The sequence below is a fragment of the Citrobacter sp. CK188 genome, from assembly GCF_030333525.1.
Lineage (GTDB): Bacteria > Pseudomonadota > Gammaproteobacteria > Enterobacterales > Enterobacteriaceae > Citrobacter_B > Citrobacter_B koseri.
Genome location: NZ_JAOWFU010000034.1, coordinates 190,890 through 206,313, shown reverse-complemented (window position 1 = coordinate 206,313; position 15,424 = coordinate 190,890). Strand labels below are relative to the sequence as shown.

General features: G+C 53.2%; 16 protein-coding genes. 8 read left to right on the top strand and 8 right to left on the bottom strand.

The features are described 5' to 3' along the window. Positions 1-28 precede the first annotated feature (28 nt). Positions 29-2,200, top strand: a complete 2,172-nt coding sequence (locus OGV67_RS14650; protein WP_115614411.1) for a YgiQ family radical SAM protein — start codon at positions 29-31, stop codon at positions 2,198-2,200. Positions 2,201-2,257: 57 nt separating this feature from the next. Here OGV67_RS14650 and OGV67_RS14645 read toward each other — a convergent pair whose 3' ends face one another. The 3 genes from OGV67_RS14645 to yqhD form a co-directional block, all read right to left on the bottom strand. After that, positions 2,258-2,719: an HIT family protein gene (locus OGV67_RS14645; RefSeq protein ID WP_049009960.1), complete on the bottom strand. Its 462-nt coding sequence runs from the start codon at positions 2,717-2,719 to the stop codon at positions 2,258-2,260. 114 nt (positions 2,720-2,833) lie between these two features. Then, positions 2,834-3,661, bottom strand: coding sequence for a 2,5-didehydrogluconate reductase DkgA (gene dkgA, locus OGV67_RS14640; protein ID WP_012135146.1), 828 nt, complete (start codon positions 3,659-3,661; stop codon positions 2,834-2,836). Between the two features lie 103 nt (positions 3,662-3,764). Next, on the bottom strand, positions 3,765-4,928 hold the full coding sequence (gene yqhD, locus OGV67_RS14635; protein ID WP_115614412.1) for an alcohol dehydrogenase: 1,164 nt from the start codon (positions 4,926-4,928) through the stop codon (positions 3,765-3,767). Positions 4,929-5,121: 193 nt separating this feature from the next. On the opposite strand from yqhD, the gene OGV67_RS14630 reads away from it, so the two are divergent. Next, positions 5,122-6,021 carry an AraC family transcriptional regulator gene (locus OGV67_RS14630; protein ID WP_024130956.1) on the top strand — a complete coding sequence of 300 codons (900 nt, stop codon included), beginning with the start codon at positions 5,122-5,124 and terminating at the stop codon, positions 6,019-6,021. 47 nt (positions 6,022-6,068) lie between these two features. Here OGV67_RS14630 and yghB read toward each other — a convergent pair whose 3' ends face one another. After that, entirely contained in the window at positions 6,069-6,728 is a 660-nt protein-coding gene (yghB, locus tag OGV67_RS14625) for a DedA family general envelope maintenance protein YghB (protein ID WP_012135142.1), read from the bottom strand. Positions 6,729-6,859: 131 nt separating this feature from the next. After that, complete coding sequence (gene metC, locus OGV67_RS14620) at positions 6,860-8,047, bottom strand: cystathionine beta-lyase (RefSeq protein ID WP_115615318.1); 1,188 nt, start codon at positions 8,045-8,047, stop codon at positions 6,860-6,862. A gap of 251 nt (positions 8,048-8,298) precedes the next feature. Here metC and exbB point away from each other — a divergent pair, with 251 nt between their 5' ends. After that, entirely contained in the window at positions 8,299-9,033 is a 735-nt protein-coding gene (exbB, locus tag OGV67_RS14615; protein WP_071257847.1) for a tol-pal system-associated acyl-CoA thioesterase, read from the top strand. A gap of 6 nt (positions 9,034-9,039) precedes the next feature. Continuing rightward, the gene (gene exbD / locus OGV67_RS14610; protein ID WP_012135139.1) at positions 9,040-9,465 is read left to right on the top strand and encodes a TonB system transport protein ExbD; all 426 of its coding nucleotides are present in this window, start codon (positions 9,040-9,042) and stop codon (positions 9,463-9,465) included. A 132-nt stretch (positions 9,466-9,597) separates the two neighbouring features. Here exbD and OGV67_RS14605 read toward each other — a convergent pair whose 3' ends face one another. Beyond that, positions 9,598-10,020 (bottom strand): hypothetical protein, encoded by a 423-nt coding sequence (locus OGV67_RS14605; protein WP_047461188.1) that lies wholly within the window; start codon positions 10,018-10,020, stop codon positions 9,598-9,600. Position 10,021: 1 nt separating this feature from the next. Beyond that, positions 10,022-10,426 carry a hypothetical protein gene (locus tag OGV67_RS14600; protein WP_012135137.1) on the bottom strand — a complete coding sequence of 135 codons (405 nt, stop codon included), beginning with the start codon at positions 10,424-10,426 and terminating at the stop codon, positions 10,022-10,024. Between the two features lie 104 nt (positions 10,427-10,530). Here OGV67_RS14600 and OGV67_RS14595 point away from each other — a divergent pair, with 104 nt between their 5' ends. Then, positions 10,531-11,034, top strand: coding sequence for an ESA_00282 family adhesion-associated protein (locus OGV67_RS14595; RefSeq protein ID WP_012135136.1), 504 nt, complete (start codon positions 10,531-10,533; stop codon positions 11,032-11,034). A gap of 63 nt (positions 11,035-11,097) precedes the next feature. Here OGV67_RS14595 and OGV67_RS14590 read toward each other — a convergent pair whose 3' ends face one another. Continuing rightward, positions 11,098-12,138, bottom strand: a complete 1,041-nt coding sequence (locus OGV67_RS14590) for an aldo/keto reductase (protein ID WP_012135135.1) — start codon at positions 12,136-12,138, stop codon at positions 11,098-11,100. 156 nt (positions 12,139-12,294) lie between these two features. Here OGV67_RS14590 and yghX point away from each other — a divergent pair, with 156 nt between their 5' ends. The 3 genes from yghX (at position 12,295) to OGV67_RS14575 (ending at position 15,410) form a co-directional block, all read left to right on the top strand. Continuing rightward, entirely contained in the window at positions 12,295-13,182 is an 888-nt protein-coding gene (gene yghX / locus OGV67_RS14585; protein WP_047461196.1) for a YghX family hydrolase, read from the top strand. 216 nt (positions 13,183-13,398) lie between these two features. Continuing rightward, positions 13,399-15,039, top strand: coding sequence for a methyl-accepting chemotaxis protein (locus tag OGV67_RS14580; protein WP_115614413.1), 1,641 nt, complete (start codon positions 13,399-13,401; stop codon positions 15,037-15,039). A gap of 83 nt (positions 15,040-15,122) precedes the next feature. After that, the gene (locus tag OGV67_RS14575; protein ID WP_012135131.1) at positions 15,123-15,410 is read left to right on the top strand and encodes a DUF2623 family protein; all 288 of its coding nucleotides are present in this window, start codon (positions 15,123-15,125) and stop codon (positions 15,408-15,410) included. The last annotated feature ends 14 nt before the right edge of the window (positions 15,411-15,424 follow it).

Below are 15,424 nucleotides of genomic sequence, written 5' to 3'. Positions count from 1 at the left end.
ATTTTTTTACCATTTTTTTGGAAGCATTATGAGCGCAATATCCCTGATCCAGCCAGACAGAGATCTTTTCTCCTGGCCTCAATACTGGGCGGCCTGTTTTGGTCCCGCGCCTTTTTTGCCGATGTCACGCGACGAAATGGATCAACTTGGCTGGGATAGCTGCGACATTATTCTGGTTACCGGTGATGCGTATGTCGATCATCCGAGCTTTGGGATGGCGATTTGCGGTCGTATGCTGGAAGCGCAGGGTTTCCGTGTCGGCATCATTGCCCAGCCGGACTGGAACAGCAAAGATGATTTTATGCGTCTGGGGAAACCGAATCTGTTTTTCGGCGTCACTGCGGGCAACATGGACTCGATGATCAACCGTTATACCGCCGATCGCCGACTGCGCCATGACGACGCCTATACGCCGGATAACGTGGCGGGCAAGCGCCCGGATCGTGCGACGCTGGTCTATACCCAGCGCTGTAAAGAGGCCTGGAAAGACGTGCCGGTGATCCTCGGCGGTATTGAAGCCAGCCTGCGTCGTACCGCGCACTATGATTACTGGTCTGATACCGTACGCCGCTCGGTGCTGGTGGATGCGAAAGCCGATATGCTGATGTTCGGCAACGGCGAGCGCCCGCTGGTTGAAGTTGCGCACCGCCTGGCAATGGGGGAGCCGATCGGCCAGATCCGCGATGTGCGTAACACCGCGATTATTGTTAAAGAAGCCCTGCCGGGCTGGAGTGGGGTTGATTCCACGCGTCTGGATACGCCAGGGAAAATTGATCCGATCCCCCATCCGTATGGTGAAGATCTGCCGTGCGCGGATAACAAACCGGTTGCGCCGAAAAAGCAGGAAGCCAAAGCCGTGACCGTTCAGCCGCCGCGTCCGAAGCCGTGGGAGAAAACCTACGTGCTGCTGCCGTCCTTTGAGAAGGTGAAGGGCGATAAGGTATTGTATGCGCACGCGTCGCGTATTCTGCATCACGAAACCAACCCTGGCTGCGCGCGTGCGCTGATGCAAAAGCATGGCGATCGCTATATCTGGATCAACCCGCCCGCCATTCCGCTCTCTACCGAAGAGATGGACAGCGTTTTTGCGCTGCCGTATAAGCGCGTGCCGCATCCGGCATACGGTGACAGCCGCATTCCGGCTTACGAAATGATCCGCTTCTCGATTAACATCATGCGCGGGTGTTTCGGCGGCTGCTCGTTCTGCTCGATTACCGAACACGAAGGCCGCATTATTCAGAGCCGTTCAGAAGATTCGATCATCAATGAGATCGAAGCGATCCGCGATACCGTACCGGGCTTTACCGGCGTGATTTCCGATCTCGGCGGGCCGACGGCCAACATGTATATGCTGCGCTGTAAGTCGCCGCGCGCGGAACAAACCTGCCGCCGCCTGTCGTGCGTGTACCCGGATATCTGCTCGCATATGGATACCAACCATGAGCCGACGATCAACCTCTATCGCCGCGCCCGCGATCTGAAAGGCATCAAGAAGATCCTGATCGCCTCCGGCGTGCGTTACGACATTGCCGTTGAAGATCCGCGTTATATCAAAGAGCTGGCGAGCCATCATGTGGGCGGCTATCTGAAGATTGCGCCGGAGCATACCGAAGAAGGGCCGCTGTCGAAGATGATGAAGCCGGGCATGGGCAGCTATGATCGCTTCAAAGAACTGTTCGACCTTTACTCAAAACAGGCCGGGAAAGAGCAGTACCTGATCCCGTATTTTATCTCTGCGCACCCCGGTACGCGGGACGAAGATATGGTGAATCTGGCACAGTGGTTGAAACGCCATCGCTTCCGTCTGGATCAGGTGCAGAACTTCTATCCGTCGCCGCTGGCGAACTCAACGACTATGTATTACACCGGGAAAAACCCGCTGAGTAAAATTGGCTATAAGAGTGAAGACGTGGTGGTGCCGAGAGGAGACAAACAGCGTCGTCTGCATAAAGCGCTGCTGCGTTACCACGATCCGGCGAACTGGCCGCTGATTCGCCAGGCGCTGGAAGAGATGGGGAAAAAGCATCTGATTGGCAGTCGTCGCGAGTGTCTGGTTCCGGCGCCTACGCTGGACGAGATGCGTGAAGCCCGTCGTCAGAACCGCAACACGCGCCCGGCGTTGACTAAGCATACGCCAGTGGCGCATCAGCGTCAGACGCCTGCGGGCAATAAAAAACGCAGCAAGGTAGCCGGACGTTAAACCCGTTAGCTGTTTGCCGGATAAGGTGCCTGCACCGCTATCCGGCAAACGGACGGATTACGCGTTCGCTTCACGAATTCTGGCGGCCAGCGCTGCCAGTTTTTCGTCATCCGCTCGCTCGTGGTCATGCGATGACAAATAGCCTTCGTACTGTTCAAAGAATTTCGCCTGCCGCGATTCAATAGGCTTCCATTCGTTCAGGTTAGCGGTGCCGTGCATCGGGCTGAGCTTGCTGTGCACATGATCCACGCCAAATCCTTCAAAAAACATTCCCGTACGTCCCACGTCCGGGAAGGCGTTATCCAGCTTTTTCGCCACTTTTTGGGTGGCAAGCATCAGATCGGCCAGCGCCTGCGGCGGCAAGTCGAACGCATAGCTGGGATAATGCTTCTTCGGGATCACCACCGTAAAACCGTCGGTGTTCGGGAAGATGGAGAGGAAGGCCAGATGATGCTCGTCTTCCCAGATCTTATGGCAGGGGGCTTTACCCTCAACGATTTGGCAAAAAATACAGCTCATTCCTTTTCTCCGTTGCTGAGTTCACAATTTGCGTCGCGTACAGACTCAACACTTTCTACCAAACCCGCCAGGTAGTCAAAAAGCCCGACAGAAATGTCGGGCCGGAAAGGAAGGTTAGCCGCCGAACTGATCCGGGTCCGGCCCCAGGCGTTTACCCTGGTCAAGTTTGGCCACTTCGCTTAATTCGTCTTTGTCGAGACGGAAATCCCAGACGTCGAAGTTTTCCGCAATACGTGAAGGGGTGACGGATTTAGGGATCACCACCAGCCCGTTATCCAGATGCCAGCGGATCACAATTTGCGCCGGAGATTTACCGTACTTATCCGCCAGATCGCGAATGATTTTCTGATCGAAAACGCCTGCGCCGCCTTGCGCCAGCGGGCTCCAGGACTCGGTCTGGATCTTGTGCGTCGCATTCCAGGCATGCAGCTGACGCTGTTGCATCAGCGGATGCAATTCGATCTGGTTGATCACCGGTGTAACGCCGGTTTCATCGATCAGACGCTGGAGGTGGTTTACCTGGAAGTTACACACGCCGATGCTTTTCACCAGTCCTTCTCTTTGCAGTTCAATCATCCCTTCCCAGGCGTCAACATAATGGTCGATAGCCGGAACGGGCCAGTGCATCAGATAGAGATCGAGGTGATCCAACTGGAGCTTATCCAGGCTTTCCTGCAAGGCTTCTCGAGGGCGTTTCTGATCGTCATTCCACAGTTTGGTGGTAATAAACAGCTCTTCCCGGTCGATACCGGCATCTTTTAACGCTTTTCCGACGCCTTCTTCATTCTTGTACGCCGCAGCGGTATCAATGGAGCGATATCCCACTTCCAGCGCCTTATGAATGGCGGAAATTGCTTCCTCGTTGCTTGCCTTCCAGACTCCCAGGCCCAGTTGTGGCATTACGTTGCCATCCTGTAGCTTGATAACGGTTGGATTAGCCATGCGTTCCTCCTTTATGCGATCTCACCGGAGCAAACTCCGGTGAGGTTGTGTGACTTAAGTCTGGACGAAATGTCCAAAAACGAAAGCCAGAGGCGAAAAAACCTTAGCGAGCCGCTTCGTAAATCCGACGGCTGACATCCAGCGTAATGTCCTGATGTTCACCCAGATTTGTACCGCCGTGCGCTTCCAGTTTTGCCAGCAATGCCGGAATGGAACTGCCGTCCAGACCGTAATCAGACAGGCGAGTCGGTACGCCCATTTGTTCAAAGAAGCGGCGGGTGGCGGCGATGGCGGCATCAATACGCGCATCGTCGGAACCGTCGGTGAGATTCCAGACTCGCTCTGCGTACTGCAACAGTTTGGCGCGTTTGGTATCGCGTTTTTCATTCCACAGCGCAGGCAGGACGATAGCCAGCGTCTGCGCGTGATCAAGGCCGTGCATCGCCGTCAGCTCATGACCCAGCATATGCGTTGCCCAGTCCTGCGGGACGCCCGCGCCGATCAGACCGTTCAGCGCCTGAGTGGCCGCCCACATTACGTTGGCGCGGACATCGTAGTTTTCCGGCTCTTTCAGCGCTTTCGGGCCTTCTTCGACAAGCGTCAGCAGGATACCTTCGGCGAAGCGATCCTGAATTTTTCCGTCAACCGGGTAAGTGACATACTGCTCAACGGTGTGAACGAATGCATCCACAACGCCGTTAGCAACCTGGCGCGGCGGCAGGGTGTAGGTATAAACCGGATCGAGCACCGCAAACACGGGTTGGACGAACGGTGTCATAAAGGCCAGCTTATCGCCGGTGGTTTTACGGGAAATCACCGCCCCGGAGTTAGATTCTGAACCCGTTGCCGGCAACGTCAGCACCGATCCCATCGGTACGGCGCTTTTCACGTCGTTGCCACGGGTTTCCAGAATGCGCCACGGGTCCACGCCTTCGTCATATTGCGCCGCCGCCGCGATAAATTTAGTGCCATCCAGCACGGAACCGCCGCCGACCGCCAGCAGGAACGTCACTTTCTCATCACGTACAATGTTGACGGCGTTCATCAGCGTTTCATAAGACGGGTTTGGCTCGATGCCGCCAAATTCCAGCACGTCCAGACCTTTCAGCGCGTCATGTACCTGATCCAGTACGCCGGTCTTTTTCACGCTACCGCCGCCGTAGGTGATCAATACGCGGGCGCCCTGAGGGATTTGATCGCGCAGATCGGCAATCGCGCCTTTACCAAACAGAATGCGGGTTGGGGTATGCAGATTAAAGTTGTTCATTGCTCGTTCCCTTATGTGGGTAAAAAAGTGGGCAGGCGAATGTCTGCCTGATGGTGAACATTGTGGTCGCCAGCCGCCTTCCTCTCAATGCTCATTTCTGCCAATGTCTTGCCCATTTCTCCAGAGCGCTGGAGAAAAAAGATAAATTTGCGCACAATCAACGCGTCGTAAACCGATGAGAAAAAAGCGCGCCATGAACCGTGAAGCCATCTGCCTGTTGCTGACAGATAAAATTAAGCAGCTGATAAACAATCAAAATAACCTGAATGACTGCCTGCCCGACGTGCGTCTGCTCTACGGCACGGAGCCGGGGTCGCGCACGCCTGTGATGTATCAGCCTGGCATCATATTTCTCTTTTCGGGGCATAAGATCGGTTATATCAATGAACGCGTATTTCAGTACGATGCCAATGAATATCTGCTGCTGACAGTACCTTTACCCTTTGAATGTGAAACTTATGCGACGCCGGAAGTACCGCTCGCGGGGATTCGTCTGAATGTTGATATCCTGCAATTGCAGGAGTTGCTGATGGACATTGGCGAGGACGATCTGTTTCAACCGTCGATGGCGGCAAGCGGGATTAACTCCGCCACGCTGTCGGATGACATTCTTTGTGCGGCGGAACGCCTGTTAGATGTGATGGAAAGGCCGCTGGATGCGCGCATTCTGGGGAAACAGATTATTCGCGAAATTCTGTATCACGTTCTGATGGGGCCGCGTGGCGGCGCGCTGCTGGCGCTGGTCAGCCGCCAGACCCATTTCAGCCTGATTAGCCGGGTGCTGAAGCGGATTGAAACCAAATACACCGAGAACCTGAACGTTGAGCAACTGGCGGCGGAAGCCAACATGAGCGTCTCGGCGTTCCATCATAATTTTAAATCCGTTACCAGTACCTCGCCGTTGCAGTACCTGAAAACCTACCGTCTGCATAAAGCACGGATGATGATCATTCACGACGGGATGAAAGCCAGCGCCGCTGCGATGCGCGTTGGCTACGAGAGCGCGTCGCAGTTCAGTCGGGAGTTCAAACGCTATTTTGGCGTAACGCCGGGGGAGGATGCGGCACGAATGAGAATGATGCAGGGAAGCTAATCATGTGTAAGCCGGATAAGCGTGAGCGCCATCCGGCAATCAGCAAATCAGGCGCTGCAATACTTCTTCTTGATCACGACGAATAATGTGCCGATCAAACCGGCGGCCAGCAGGGCAATCGGCAGGATCATCAAAAACGTCATCACCTGATCTTCATGACGTTTCACGAACGGGATCATGCTGAGCGCGTAGCCGAAACTGGTCACCACGCCGACCCACAGCAGCCCGCTCAACCAGTTAAAAAACTGAAACCGGCGGCTGGACAACCCTGAAATCCCCGCCATTGTGGGCAGCAGGGTGCGCACAAACGCCAGAAAGCGCCCGGCAAGCAGCGCCAGCAGGCCGTGCCGGTCGAACATACAGGTCGCGCGCTGATGGTATTTAACGGGAAGCTGCGCCAGCCAGCCTTTTACCGTTTGCGTATTTCCCAGCCAGCGCCCCTGAATATAGCTCAGCCAGCAGCCGAGACTGGCAGCTGTCGTCAGAATAAGGATCGTGGGGACAAAGTCCATGACACCTTGTGCAACCAGCGCGCCTGCCAGTAAGAGCAGGCTGTCTCCGGGTAAAAAAGAGGCCGGGAGCAGGCCGTTTTCTAAAAATAGTGTGGCAAACATCACAAAGTAGACAACGCTAACAACGTGTGGGTCCGCCAGCGCGGCAAAATCGTGTTGCCAGAGCGCAGCGATAATATCTTGAATGACAGCCATGGACTTTCCTGTGGAACCGCGTTTATGGGGCTATTGTACTCCTGAATTGCCCGGGATGCCTTGATCCCGGACGCAACAAATGCAGACTTTTCTGCCCGGAGTGTCTGCAATTCTGTCCATGACCGGAAACTTTACACAATACGCGTGAATCCTGCGGCTAAATCTGCAATCAGATCGTCAACATTCTCTAAACCGATGTGCAAACGGATCAGCGTGCCGGTGAAATCAACGTCGCCTTCGGGACGAATGGCGGCGATATGTTCCGGCTGGTTAGGCAGAATTAAGGATTCAAAGCCGCCCCAGGAGTAAGCCATGCTGAACAAGCTGAAATTATCCAGATAAGCGGAAAGCGCCTCATTACTCAGCCTTTTATTCAGCACAAACGAGAACAACCCGCTACTGCCCGTGAAATCGCGCTTCCAGAATTCGTGGCCTTTGCTGCCAGGAAGGGCGGGATGATTAACGCGGGCGACCTGAGGGTGATTCGCCAGCCACTCGGCGACTTTCAGGCTGCTTTCATGATGCTGGCGCAAGCGCACGCCCAGCGTACGTAGCCCACGGCTGGTCATATAAGCGGTATCCGCGTCCAGCATTTGCCCCATCAGATAGGCGTTTTCGCGCAATTGCTCCCAACAACGCGCATTAGACACGGCGGTGCCGACCATCGCATCCGAGTGACCAATCAGGTATTTCGTTCCTGCCTGGATGGAGATATCGATCCCGAAATCCAGCGCTTTAAACAGCACGCCCGCCGCCCAGGTGTTATCAATCATAATGACGGCGTCTGGCGCAACGCGTCTTACCGCGCCGACAATCGCCGGGATGTCATGCACTTCCATCGTGATGGAGCCAGGAGATTCGAGAAACACTACTTTCGTATTGGGCTGAATATGCTTCACGATATCCGCGCCGACCAGCGGATCAAACCAGCCGGTCGTCACGCCGAGTCTGGCGAGAACTTTGGTGCAAAAATCCTGACTGGGTTCATAAGCGGTGTTGGTCATCAGGACGTGATCGCCCTGTTCCACAAAGGCCAGAATCGTGTTGGCGACAGCCGCCGCGCCGCAGGGGAAGAGTGCGCATCCGGCGCCGCCTTCCAGTTCGCACATGGCTTCCTGTAGCGAAAAATGGGTTAGCGTTCCGCGACGGCCATAGAAAAGCTCGCCATTGGCGCGGTTGCGGGTGGCGTACTTTTTGGCTTCTACGGTGTCAAATACCAGCGAGGAGGCGCGCTGAATGACGCTGTTCACCGATCCCAGCGTGTATTTTTTGCTGCGTCCTGCGCTCACCAGTTTGGTTTCAAGATGTTTTTCTGCCATGTTGGAGTACCCATTTTTATACGTCTGGATGTCTAAACTATCATGAATGATGAGTGACGCATCCTGAAGAATCGGCATAAAGCAGAAAATTTTCTCAAAATGACATCTGGTGACTTTTTTACTGCGTAAGCGCAAGGAAAAGAAACCAAAGGTGCGGCACTATGTAAATAGTAATGAGAACGACTATCAATTCGACGTCGTTTTGATATTATTACGCTCAGAATTTGTGATTTGCGTCCTGGAGATACAGAGTGGGTAATAATTTGATGCAGACGGATCTCTCCGTCTGGGGTATGTATCAGCACGCCGATATCGTGGTTAAGTGCGTGATGATTGGTCTGATTCTGGCGTCAGTAGTCACCTGGGCTATCTTCTTCAGTAAGAGTCTTGAGTTCTTTACGCAGAAGCGTCGGCTCAAGCGTGAACAACAGCAGCTGGCTGAAGCGCGTTCTTTAGACCAGGCCAGCAATATTGCCTCCTCATTCGCGGCAAAAAGTTTAAGCTCACAGTTGCTCTATGAAGCGCAGAACGAGCTGGAACTGTCGGAAGGCAGTGAAGACAACGAAGGTATTAAAGAGCGTACCGGGTTCCGCCTGGAGCGTCGCGTAGCGGCGGTTGGCCGTCATATGGGACGCGGCAATGGCTACCTGGCGACCATCGGCGCCATCTCTCCGTTTGTCGGTCTGTTTGGTACGGTATGGGGCATCATGAACAGCTTCATCGGCATCGCGCAAACCCAGACCACCAACCTCGCGGTTGTCGCGCCGGGTATCGCGGAAGCGTTGCTGGCTACGGCGATCGGCCTGGTCGCGGCAATTCCTGCGGTCGTGATTTACAATATTTTCGCACGTCAGATCGGCAGCTACAAAGCGACGCTGGGCGACGTGGCAGCACAGATTCTGTTGCTGCAAAGCCGCGATCTGGATCTGAACGCGAGCGCTTCCGCTCAGCCGGTACGTACCGCGCAGAAATTACGTGTAGGATAATGTTCCATGGCAATGCGTCTTAATGAAAATCTGGACGATAACGGTGAAATGCATGAAATCAACGTGACGCCGTTTATCGACGTCATGCTGGTTCTGCTGATTATCTTTATGGTGGCCGCGCCGCTGGCAACGGTGGACGTGAAGGTGAATCTTCCTGCGTCCACCAGCACCCCGCAGCCGCGCCCGGAAAAACCGGTTTATCTGTCCGTGAAGGCCGACAACAGCATGTTTATCGGCAACGATCAGGTAACGGATGAAACCATGATCGGCGAGCTGAACGCGTTAACCGAAGGGAAGAAAGACACGACGATCTTCTTCCGTGCGGATAAAACCGTTGATTATGAAACAATGATGAAAGTGATGGATACGCTGCACCAGGCGGGTTACCTGAAAATTGGTCTCGTGGGTGAAGAGGTCGCAAAAGCGAAGTAATCGTTGTTGCTGATGGGCTGACAGACAGGCCGGGTAGGGCGCAAGCCGTACCCGGCTTTTTTTATTGCCTGATGGCGCTGCGCTTACCAGGCCTGCATGATGCGGCAATCGCTGGATTGCTGATTCGCCAGATTACTTCGTCGTGGGAAAACGTTTTTCATTCAGCGCGACGGTGGTGATATTGGTCGTTCGGTAATCGCCATCGGATAGCTTACGGGTCAGGCGCAGGGTCGCCGTTTCTCGCGCCAGTAAGTGCTGATATGTGCTCTCCAGGCGCGCCATGATTTTGTCCCGCATCTCGGGATGTTGCTCAATAATCGTATTGATAACCGAACCGTAGATCTCTTCTTTGACCTGGAGCGCATAGATTTCGCGGCGATTTTGCCATTTCAGCCGCACTAACGCGGCGGGAATCGACACGATCTCCTGCGCCACCTGTTCGAGGGTCGCGTTTTTATTGGCGATAAGCGCTTTAAGATTTTGCTTTAAGATAAATTCATCGCTTTTATTATTATCTAAAGCTAAATAAACATTATTATCTTCAACGTCTTTCATATTATTTCTCTTCCAGAGAATAAAAAACGGGAGAGTTTTTCTCTCTGGTTATGAGATTAAGCCAAATTTCATTGCCGTGATCGTTTATTTTTGTTGTGGCATCTGCCAGAATTTTACTTAATGCCTGAGCATCAACATCGCCTTCCGCCTGTAGGCTATTAATAAGACGAGCAAACGTCTCAATTTTAGCTACGCGATAAAGCCGGTCTTTTAAATGACGGTCACGTTCTTCAAGTAACATGTTTTTAGATTGACCAGTCGGTGTGGCGCTAATTAAAATATCTGGCTCGTAATCGCTCAGCGTTTTCTTTCCCTGAGTCAAATTTTCACTATTTTCTACGGTCTCAGCATCGCCTGGCGAGGCAGATAAATGAAAACGAGTCGGCACAAGATGCTCGGGAAGCATGTTGGAATGTCCTTTACTATCAATAGTATATTGTTTTTTATAAGGCAGGTCTCGTTGACAATAGCATGGTGTAATTTTAAAATCAAAAAAAATGGAGTCGACATATGAACAGCATTTTTTATTCTATTATCACTCTGCTATTACTCACTGGTGGCGTGCTTTTCTTGATGCACGAATTTAATAAACAGCGCTCTGCTGAGGCGTCTAATCCAGTAAATCAAGCGGAACCCTTGTCCAAAGAGGAGGGCGAAGATCATTTTTCGTCGCTCATGAATACTATTACACCGGTATGGTACTGGCGAGTCAATCACGAATATATTGATTTTCTTCACGCAACGATAAAGCGGATGACGATGGCGGAGCTAAACGGAACGCCGGGGTTATTTGATGCGCAGCGCCGTTGCAGCGATCTCAACTCTGCGGTCTATAAATATTATGACAACATTAAAAAGCGTTGTCTGAACGGGGAAAAGGTTCCGCATTCCGATCTGGATGTGCTTAACTTGCGGCAATGTTTCCGGGAATTTAGCCTGGAGGCGTATCCCTCCCTGGTTGCTCTGGTGTGGCCTGAATATCAGCGGCCGCTAATCAAACCGGAAGAGGTTTAATAAACGCGCCTGACGTTGGCCGGGTAAGGCGAAACCGCCACCCGGCGCGCGTGCCCGAAAGCGTTATTTATCCGATGAGGCTTGCCAGAGGTTCAGCTCGCCATCCGCGACATGTTTATCGATTTGCGCTAACTCGTCAGCGCTGAATGTCAGGTTCGACAACGCCTGCACATTTTCTTCCAGTTGCTCTGGTCGACTGGCGCCGATCAGCACTGACGTCACGCGATTATCTTTCAACAGCCAGCTAAGCGCCATCTGCGCCATTGACTGGCCGCGACGTTGCGCCATCTCATTGAGTAAACGCAGGCTGTTCAGATTCGCTTCCGTCAGCATATTCTCCGTCAGACCGCGAACTTTTTTCCCTTCACGCTGCATACGTGAACCTTCCGGGATACCGTTTAAGTATTTTCCGGTTAACAATCCCTGAGCCAGCGGTGTGAACGCAATGCAACCCATGCCGTTGGCCGCCAGCGTATCCAGCAGGCCGCTTTTATCCACCCAGCGGTTGAGCAGGTTGTAGGACGGCTGATGAATCAGCAGCGGGATTTTCCATTCGCGCAGCAGTTCCGCCATTCGTTGAGTTCGCTCAGGCGAATAGGAGGAGATGCCGACGTAAAGCGCCTTACCGCTTTGTACCGCCTGCGCCAGCGCGGATGCGGTCTCTTCCATCGGCGTGTTTTCATCGACACGGTGGGAATAGAAGATATCGACATAGTCCAGCCCCATCCGCTTCAGGCTCTGATCGAGGCTGGCGAGCAGGTACTTACGCGACCCGCCGGAGCCGTATGGCCCAGGCCACATGTCATAACCCGCTTTGGTGGAAATGATCAGCTCATCGCGATATGGCGCAAAATCTTCCCGCAGCAAACGGCCAAAGTTCTCTTCTGCGCTTCCCGGCGGCGGGCCGTAGTTATTGGCTAAATCAAAATGGGTGATGCCTGAATCAAAGGCTTTACGCAGCAGCGCACGCTGTGAATCCAGCGCCTGAACGTGGCCGAAACTGTGCCACAAACCCAGCGATAGCGCGGGTAAACGCAAACCGCTTTTACCGCAGTAGCGATAAAGCATCTGCTCATAACGTTCGGGGTTGGCTAACCAGGCCATGTCATCTCCTTAGAGAAAGTGAATTTCAAAACAACGTTTCTATTCTAGCGGCTCAACGGGGTTTATCCCGTTCGTCAGGTCACATTGATGCGAAAAATTGGGCAAAAACACGTCGTTATGCTTTGCTTAAAAAAACATCAATTCAGGAGTGAAACTATGCCGCGTCTGACTGCCAAAGACTTTCCGCAGGAGTTGCTCGATTACTATGACTACTATGCACATGGAAAAATCTCTAAACGCGAGTTTCTTAACCTCGCGGCAAAGTATGCCGTCGGCGGCGTGACCGCGCTTGCGCTGTTTAATCTCCTGAAGCCGAATTACGCACTGGCGGTGCAGGTGGAATTTACCGACCCGGACATTTTGCCGGAATACATTACGTATCCGTCACCGAACGGGCATGGCGAGGTGCGCGGCTATCTGGTGAAACCGGCGAAGGCGACGGGTAAAACGCCTGCGGTCGTGGTCGTACACGAGAACAGGGGGCTGAATCCCTATATTGAGGATGTCGCACGACGCGTGGCGAAAGCGGGTTATATTGCGCTGGCGCCTGATGGATTAAGCTCAGTAGGCGGATACCCCGGTAATGACGATAAGGGCCGGGAATTACAACAGCAGGTTGATCCCACAAAATTAATGAATGATTTCTTTGCCGCGATTGAGTTTATGCAGCGTCATCCGGCGGCCAGCGGAAAAGTGGCTATTACGGGATTCTGCTATGGCGGCGGCGTATCAAATGCGGCGGCGGTGGCCTATCCAGAACTGGCGTGCGCCGTTCCTTTTTATGGTCGTCAGGCTCCGGCGTCAGATGTACCTAAAATTAATGCGCCTTTATTATTACATTACGCCGAGTTAGATACCTCAATTAATGAAGGTTGGCCTGCCTACGAAACGGCGCTGAAGGCGAATAATAAAGTCTATGAAGCGTATATCTATCCTGGGGTGAATCATGGTTTTCATAATGATTCGACTCCCCGCTATGATAAGGCCGCAGCGGATCTGGCCTGGGCGCGCACTCTGGCCTGGTTTGAGAAATATTTACAATGAAAAACAAACGATTATTTCAGGTGCGGCATATTGCTTTGCGGCATAATAATGCCGTTATGCTTTATAAGCATTCACAGGAATAGCGTGCTGACGATGATTCGTATACTTAGTTAAGTAAAAAAACAATAAAGAAAGTATATATTCTGCATTCTCTGCCGATAACGAGGATAAGTGTCGCCTGATGGCGAATCCCTCAAGCCCGGCAAGGAAATTCTTATGCGTTTGCTGCAAAACTTCACTATTCGTATTGTCATGCTGACAATATTGGGGCTCTTCTGTCTTCTTTGGTCGGGCGTTGGTTTATTCAGCGTCCATGCATTATCTAAAGTGGCGGAAGGGAATGATATCGATCGTCATATTGTGCGTCAGATGACGGTGCTAAGTCAGGGGAACGATCAGTATTTTCGTTTTGTCACGCGTTTAAGCCGTGCGATGGACGTTAAAATCGGCGGCGGTACGCCCGATTTTGTACCAGTACAGCAGGCGCTGGACAATATGAGCAAAAAGCTGGAAGAGATGAAAACGCTCTCTCCAGGGCCGATGGACCCGGAGATCGCCGCTGCGGTATTGGCAAACTGGCAGGCGTTGCTTGATAAGGGCGTCGCGCCGCAGATGCAACTGGCGCAGCAGGGTACGCTCACCGAATTTGCAGAACAGGCGAATAATGTCACCCCCGCCCTGAGCCGCGCCTTCGGCGCCAGCGCAGAACGTTTTAACAGCGCGGCTGGCACGATGCTGGACAGCACCCGCGTGATGGTGGACGGCAAAACGTCAATTATCCGCACCCTGATTATCACCGCCGTTATTCTGGGAATTGTGATTCTCTTCTTTACCGACCGTTACCTGGTCACGATGTTAGTGAAACCGCTGGCGCGCATTCGCCAACAGTTCCGCCAGATTGCGCAAGGCGATCTGAGCCAGCCGATTGAAGAGTTTGGCCGTAACTGTGTCGGTCGTCTGGTGCCGCTACTGAGCGCGATGCAGGATAGCCTGCGGGAAGCGGTCAGTTCGATTCGTTCAGGCAGTGACAATATCTGGCGCGGCGCGACAGAGATCTCCAGCGGCAATAACGATCTCTCTTCCCGTACGGAAGAGCAGGCGGCGGCGCTGGAAGAGACAGCTGCAAGCATGGAACAGCTCACCGCGACGGTGAAATTGAATGCGGATAATGCGCGCCAGGCCAGTCAGCTTGCTGATGCCGCTTCCGCGACGGCCGGAAAAGGCGGCACGCTGGTTTCTGAAGTGGTCGAGACGATGGACGGTATTTCAGCCAGCTCCAGACAGATCGCCGAAATTACGAATGTCATCAACAGTATTGCCTTCCAGACCAATATTCTGGCGCTGAATGCCGCCGTTGAAGCCGCCAGAGCCGGTGAACAAGGGCGTGGGTTTGCGGTCGTCGCCGGTGAAGTGCGTAATCTGGCCAGCCGTAGCGCCGGGGCCGCCAAAGAGATTGAAACGCTGATCGCTGAATCCGTGCGTCGTGTCGAGCAGGGTGCGCAGCTGGTGCAGGAGACGGGCGCGACAATGGAGGCCATTCTGCGCGGAGTAACTGAAGTCACCACCATCATGAAGCAGATCGCCGCCGCTTCCGAGGAACAAAGCAAAGGGATCTCTCAGGTTGGTGTGGCGATAACCCAGATGGACAGCGTGACCCAACAAAACGCCGCGCTGGTGGAGCAAGTTTCTGCGGCAGCGGCGGCGCTGGAACGGCAAACGGAAGAGCTGCAACGCTCTGTGCAACAGTTCCGACTTTCTCATAATGACGCGCAAATCAGCCCGGCGAAAACGGTCCCTCCAGCCAATCCGCGCGGGGCGTCTGCCGCGAAGTCAGGCGATGAATGGGTCGCCTTCTGATCCGGTAAAAAAAAGTATGTGATACCTCTGGCGTTCGCTTAAAAAATCGCTATATAATTTGTTATATAGCGATTGGAGGTATCATGGACAATCATTTTGGTAAGGGCCTGATGGCCGGATTAAACGCAACGTGTGCCGATAGCGCGCGTAACGTGGCGGGTTTTTGTTCTGATTATAAGCGCGGATTCGTATTAGGATTTTCGCATCGCATGTTTGAAAAAACCGGCGATCGACAATTAAGCGCCTGGGAAGCGGGGATTCTGACGCGCCGTTATGGCCTGGACAAAGATATGGTGATGGACTTCTTTCGGGAGAATCAATCGAATACGACTATCCGGTTCTTTATGGCGGGTTATCGTCTCGAAAATTGATCCGAAGGGGGTAT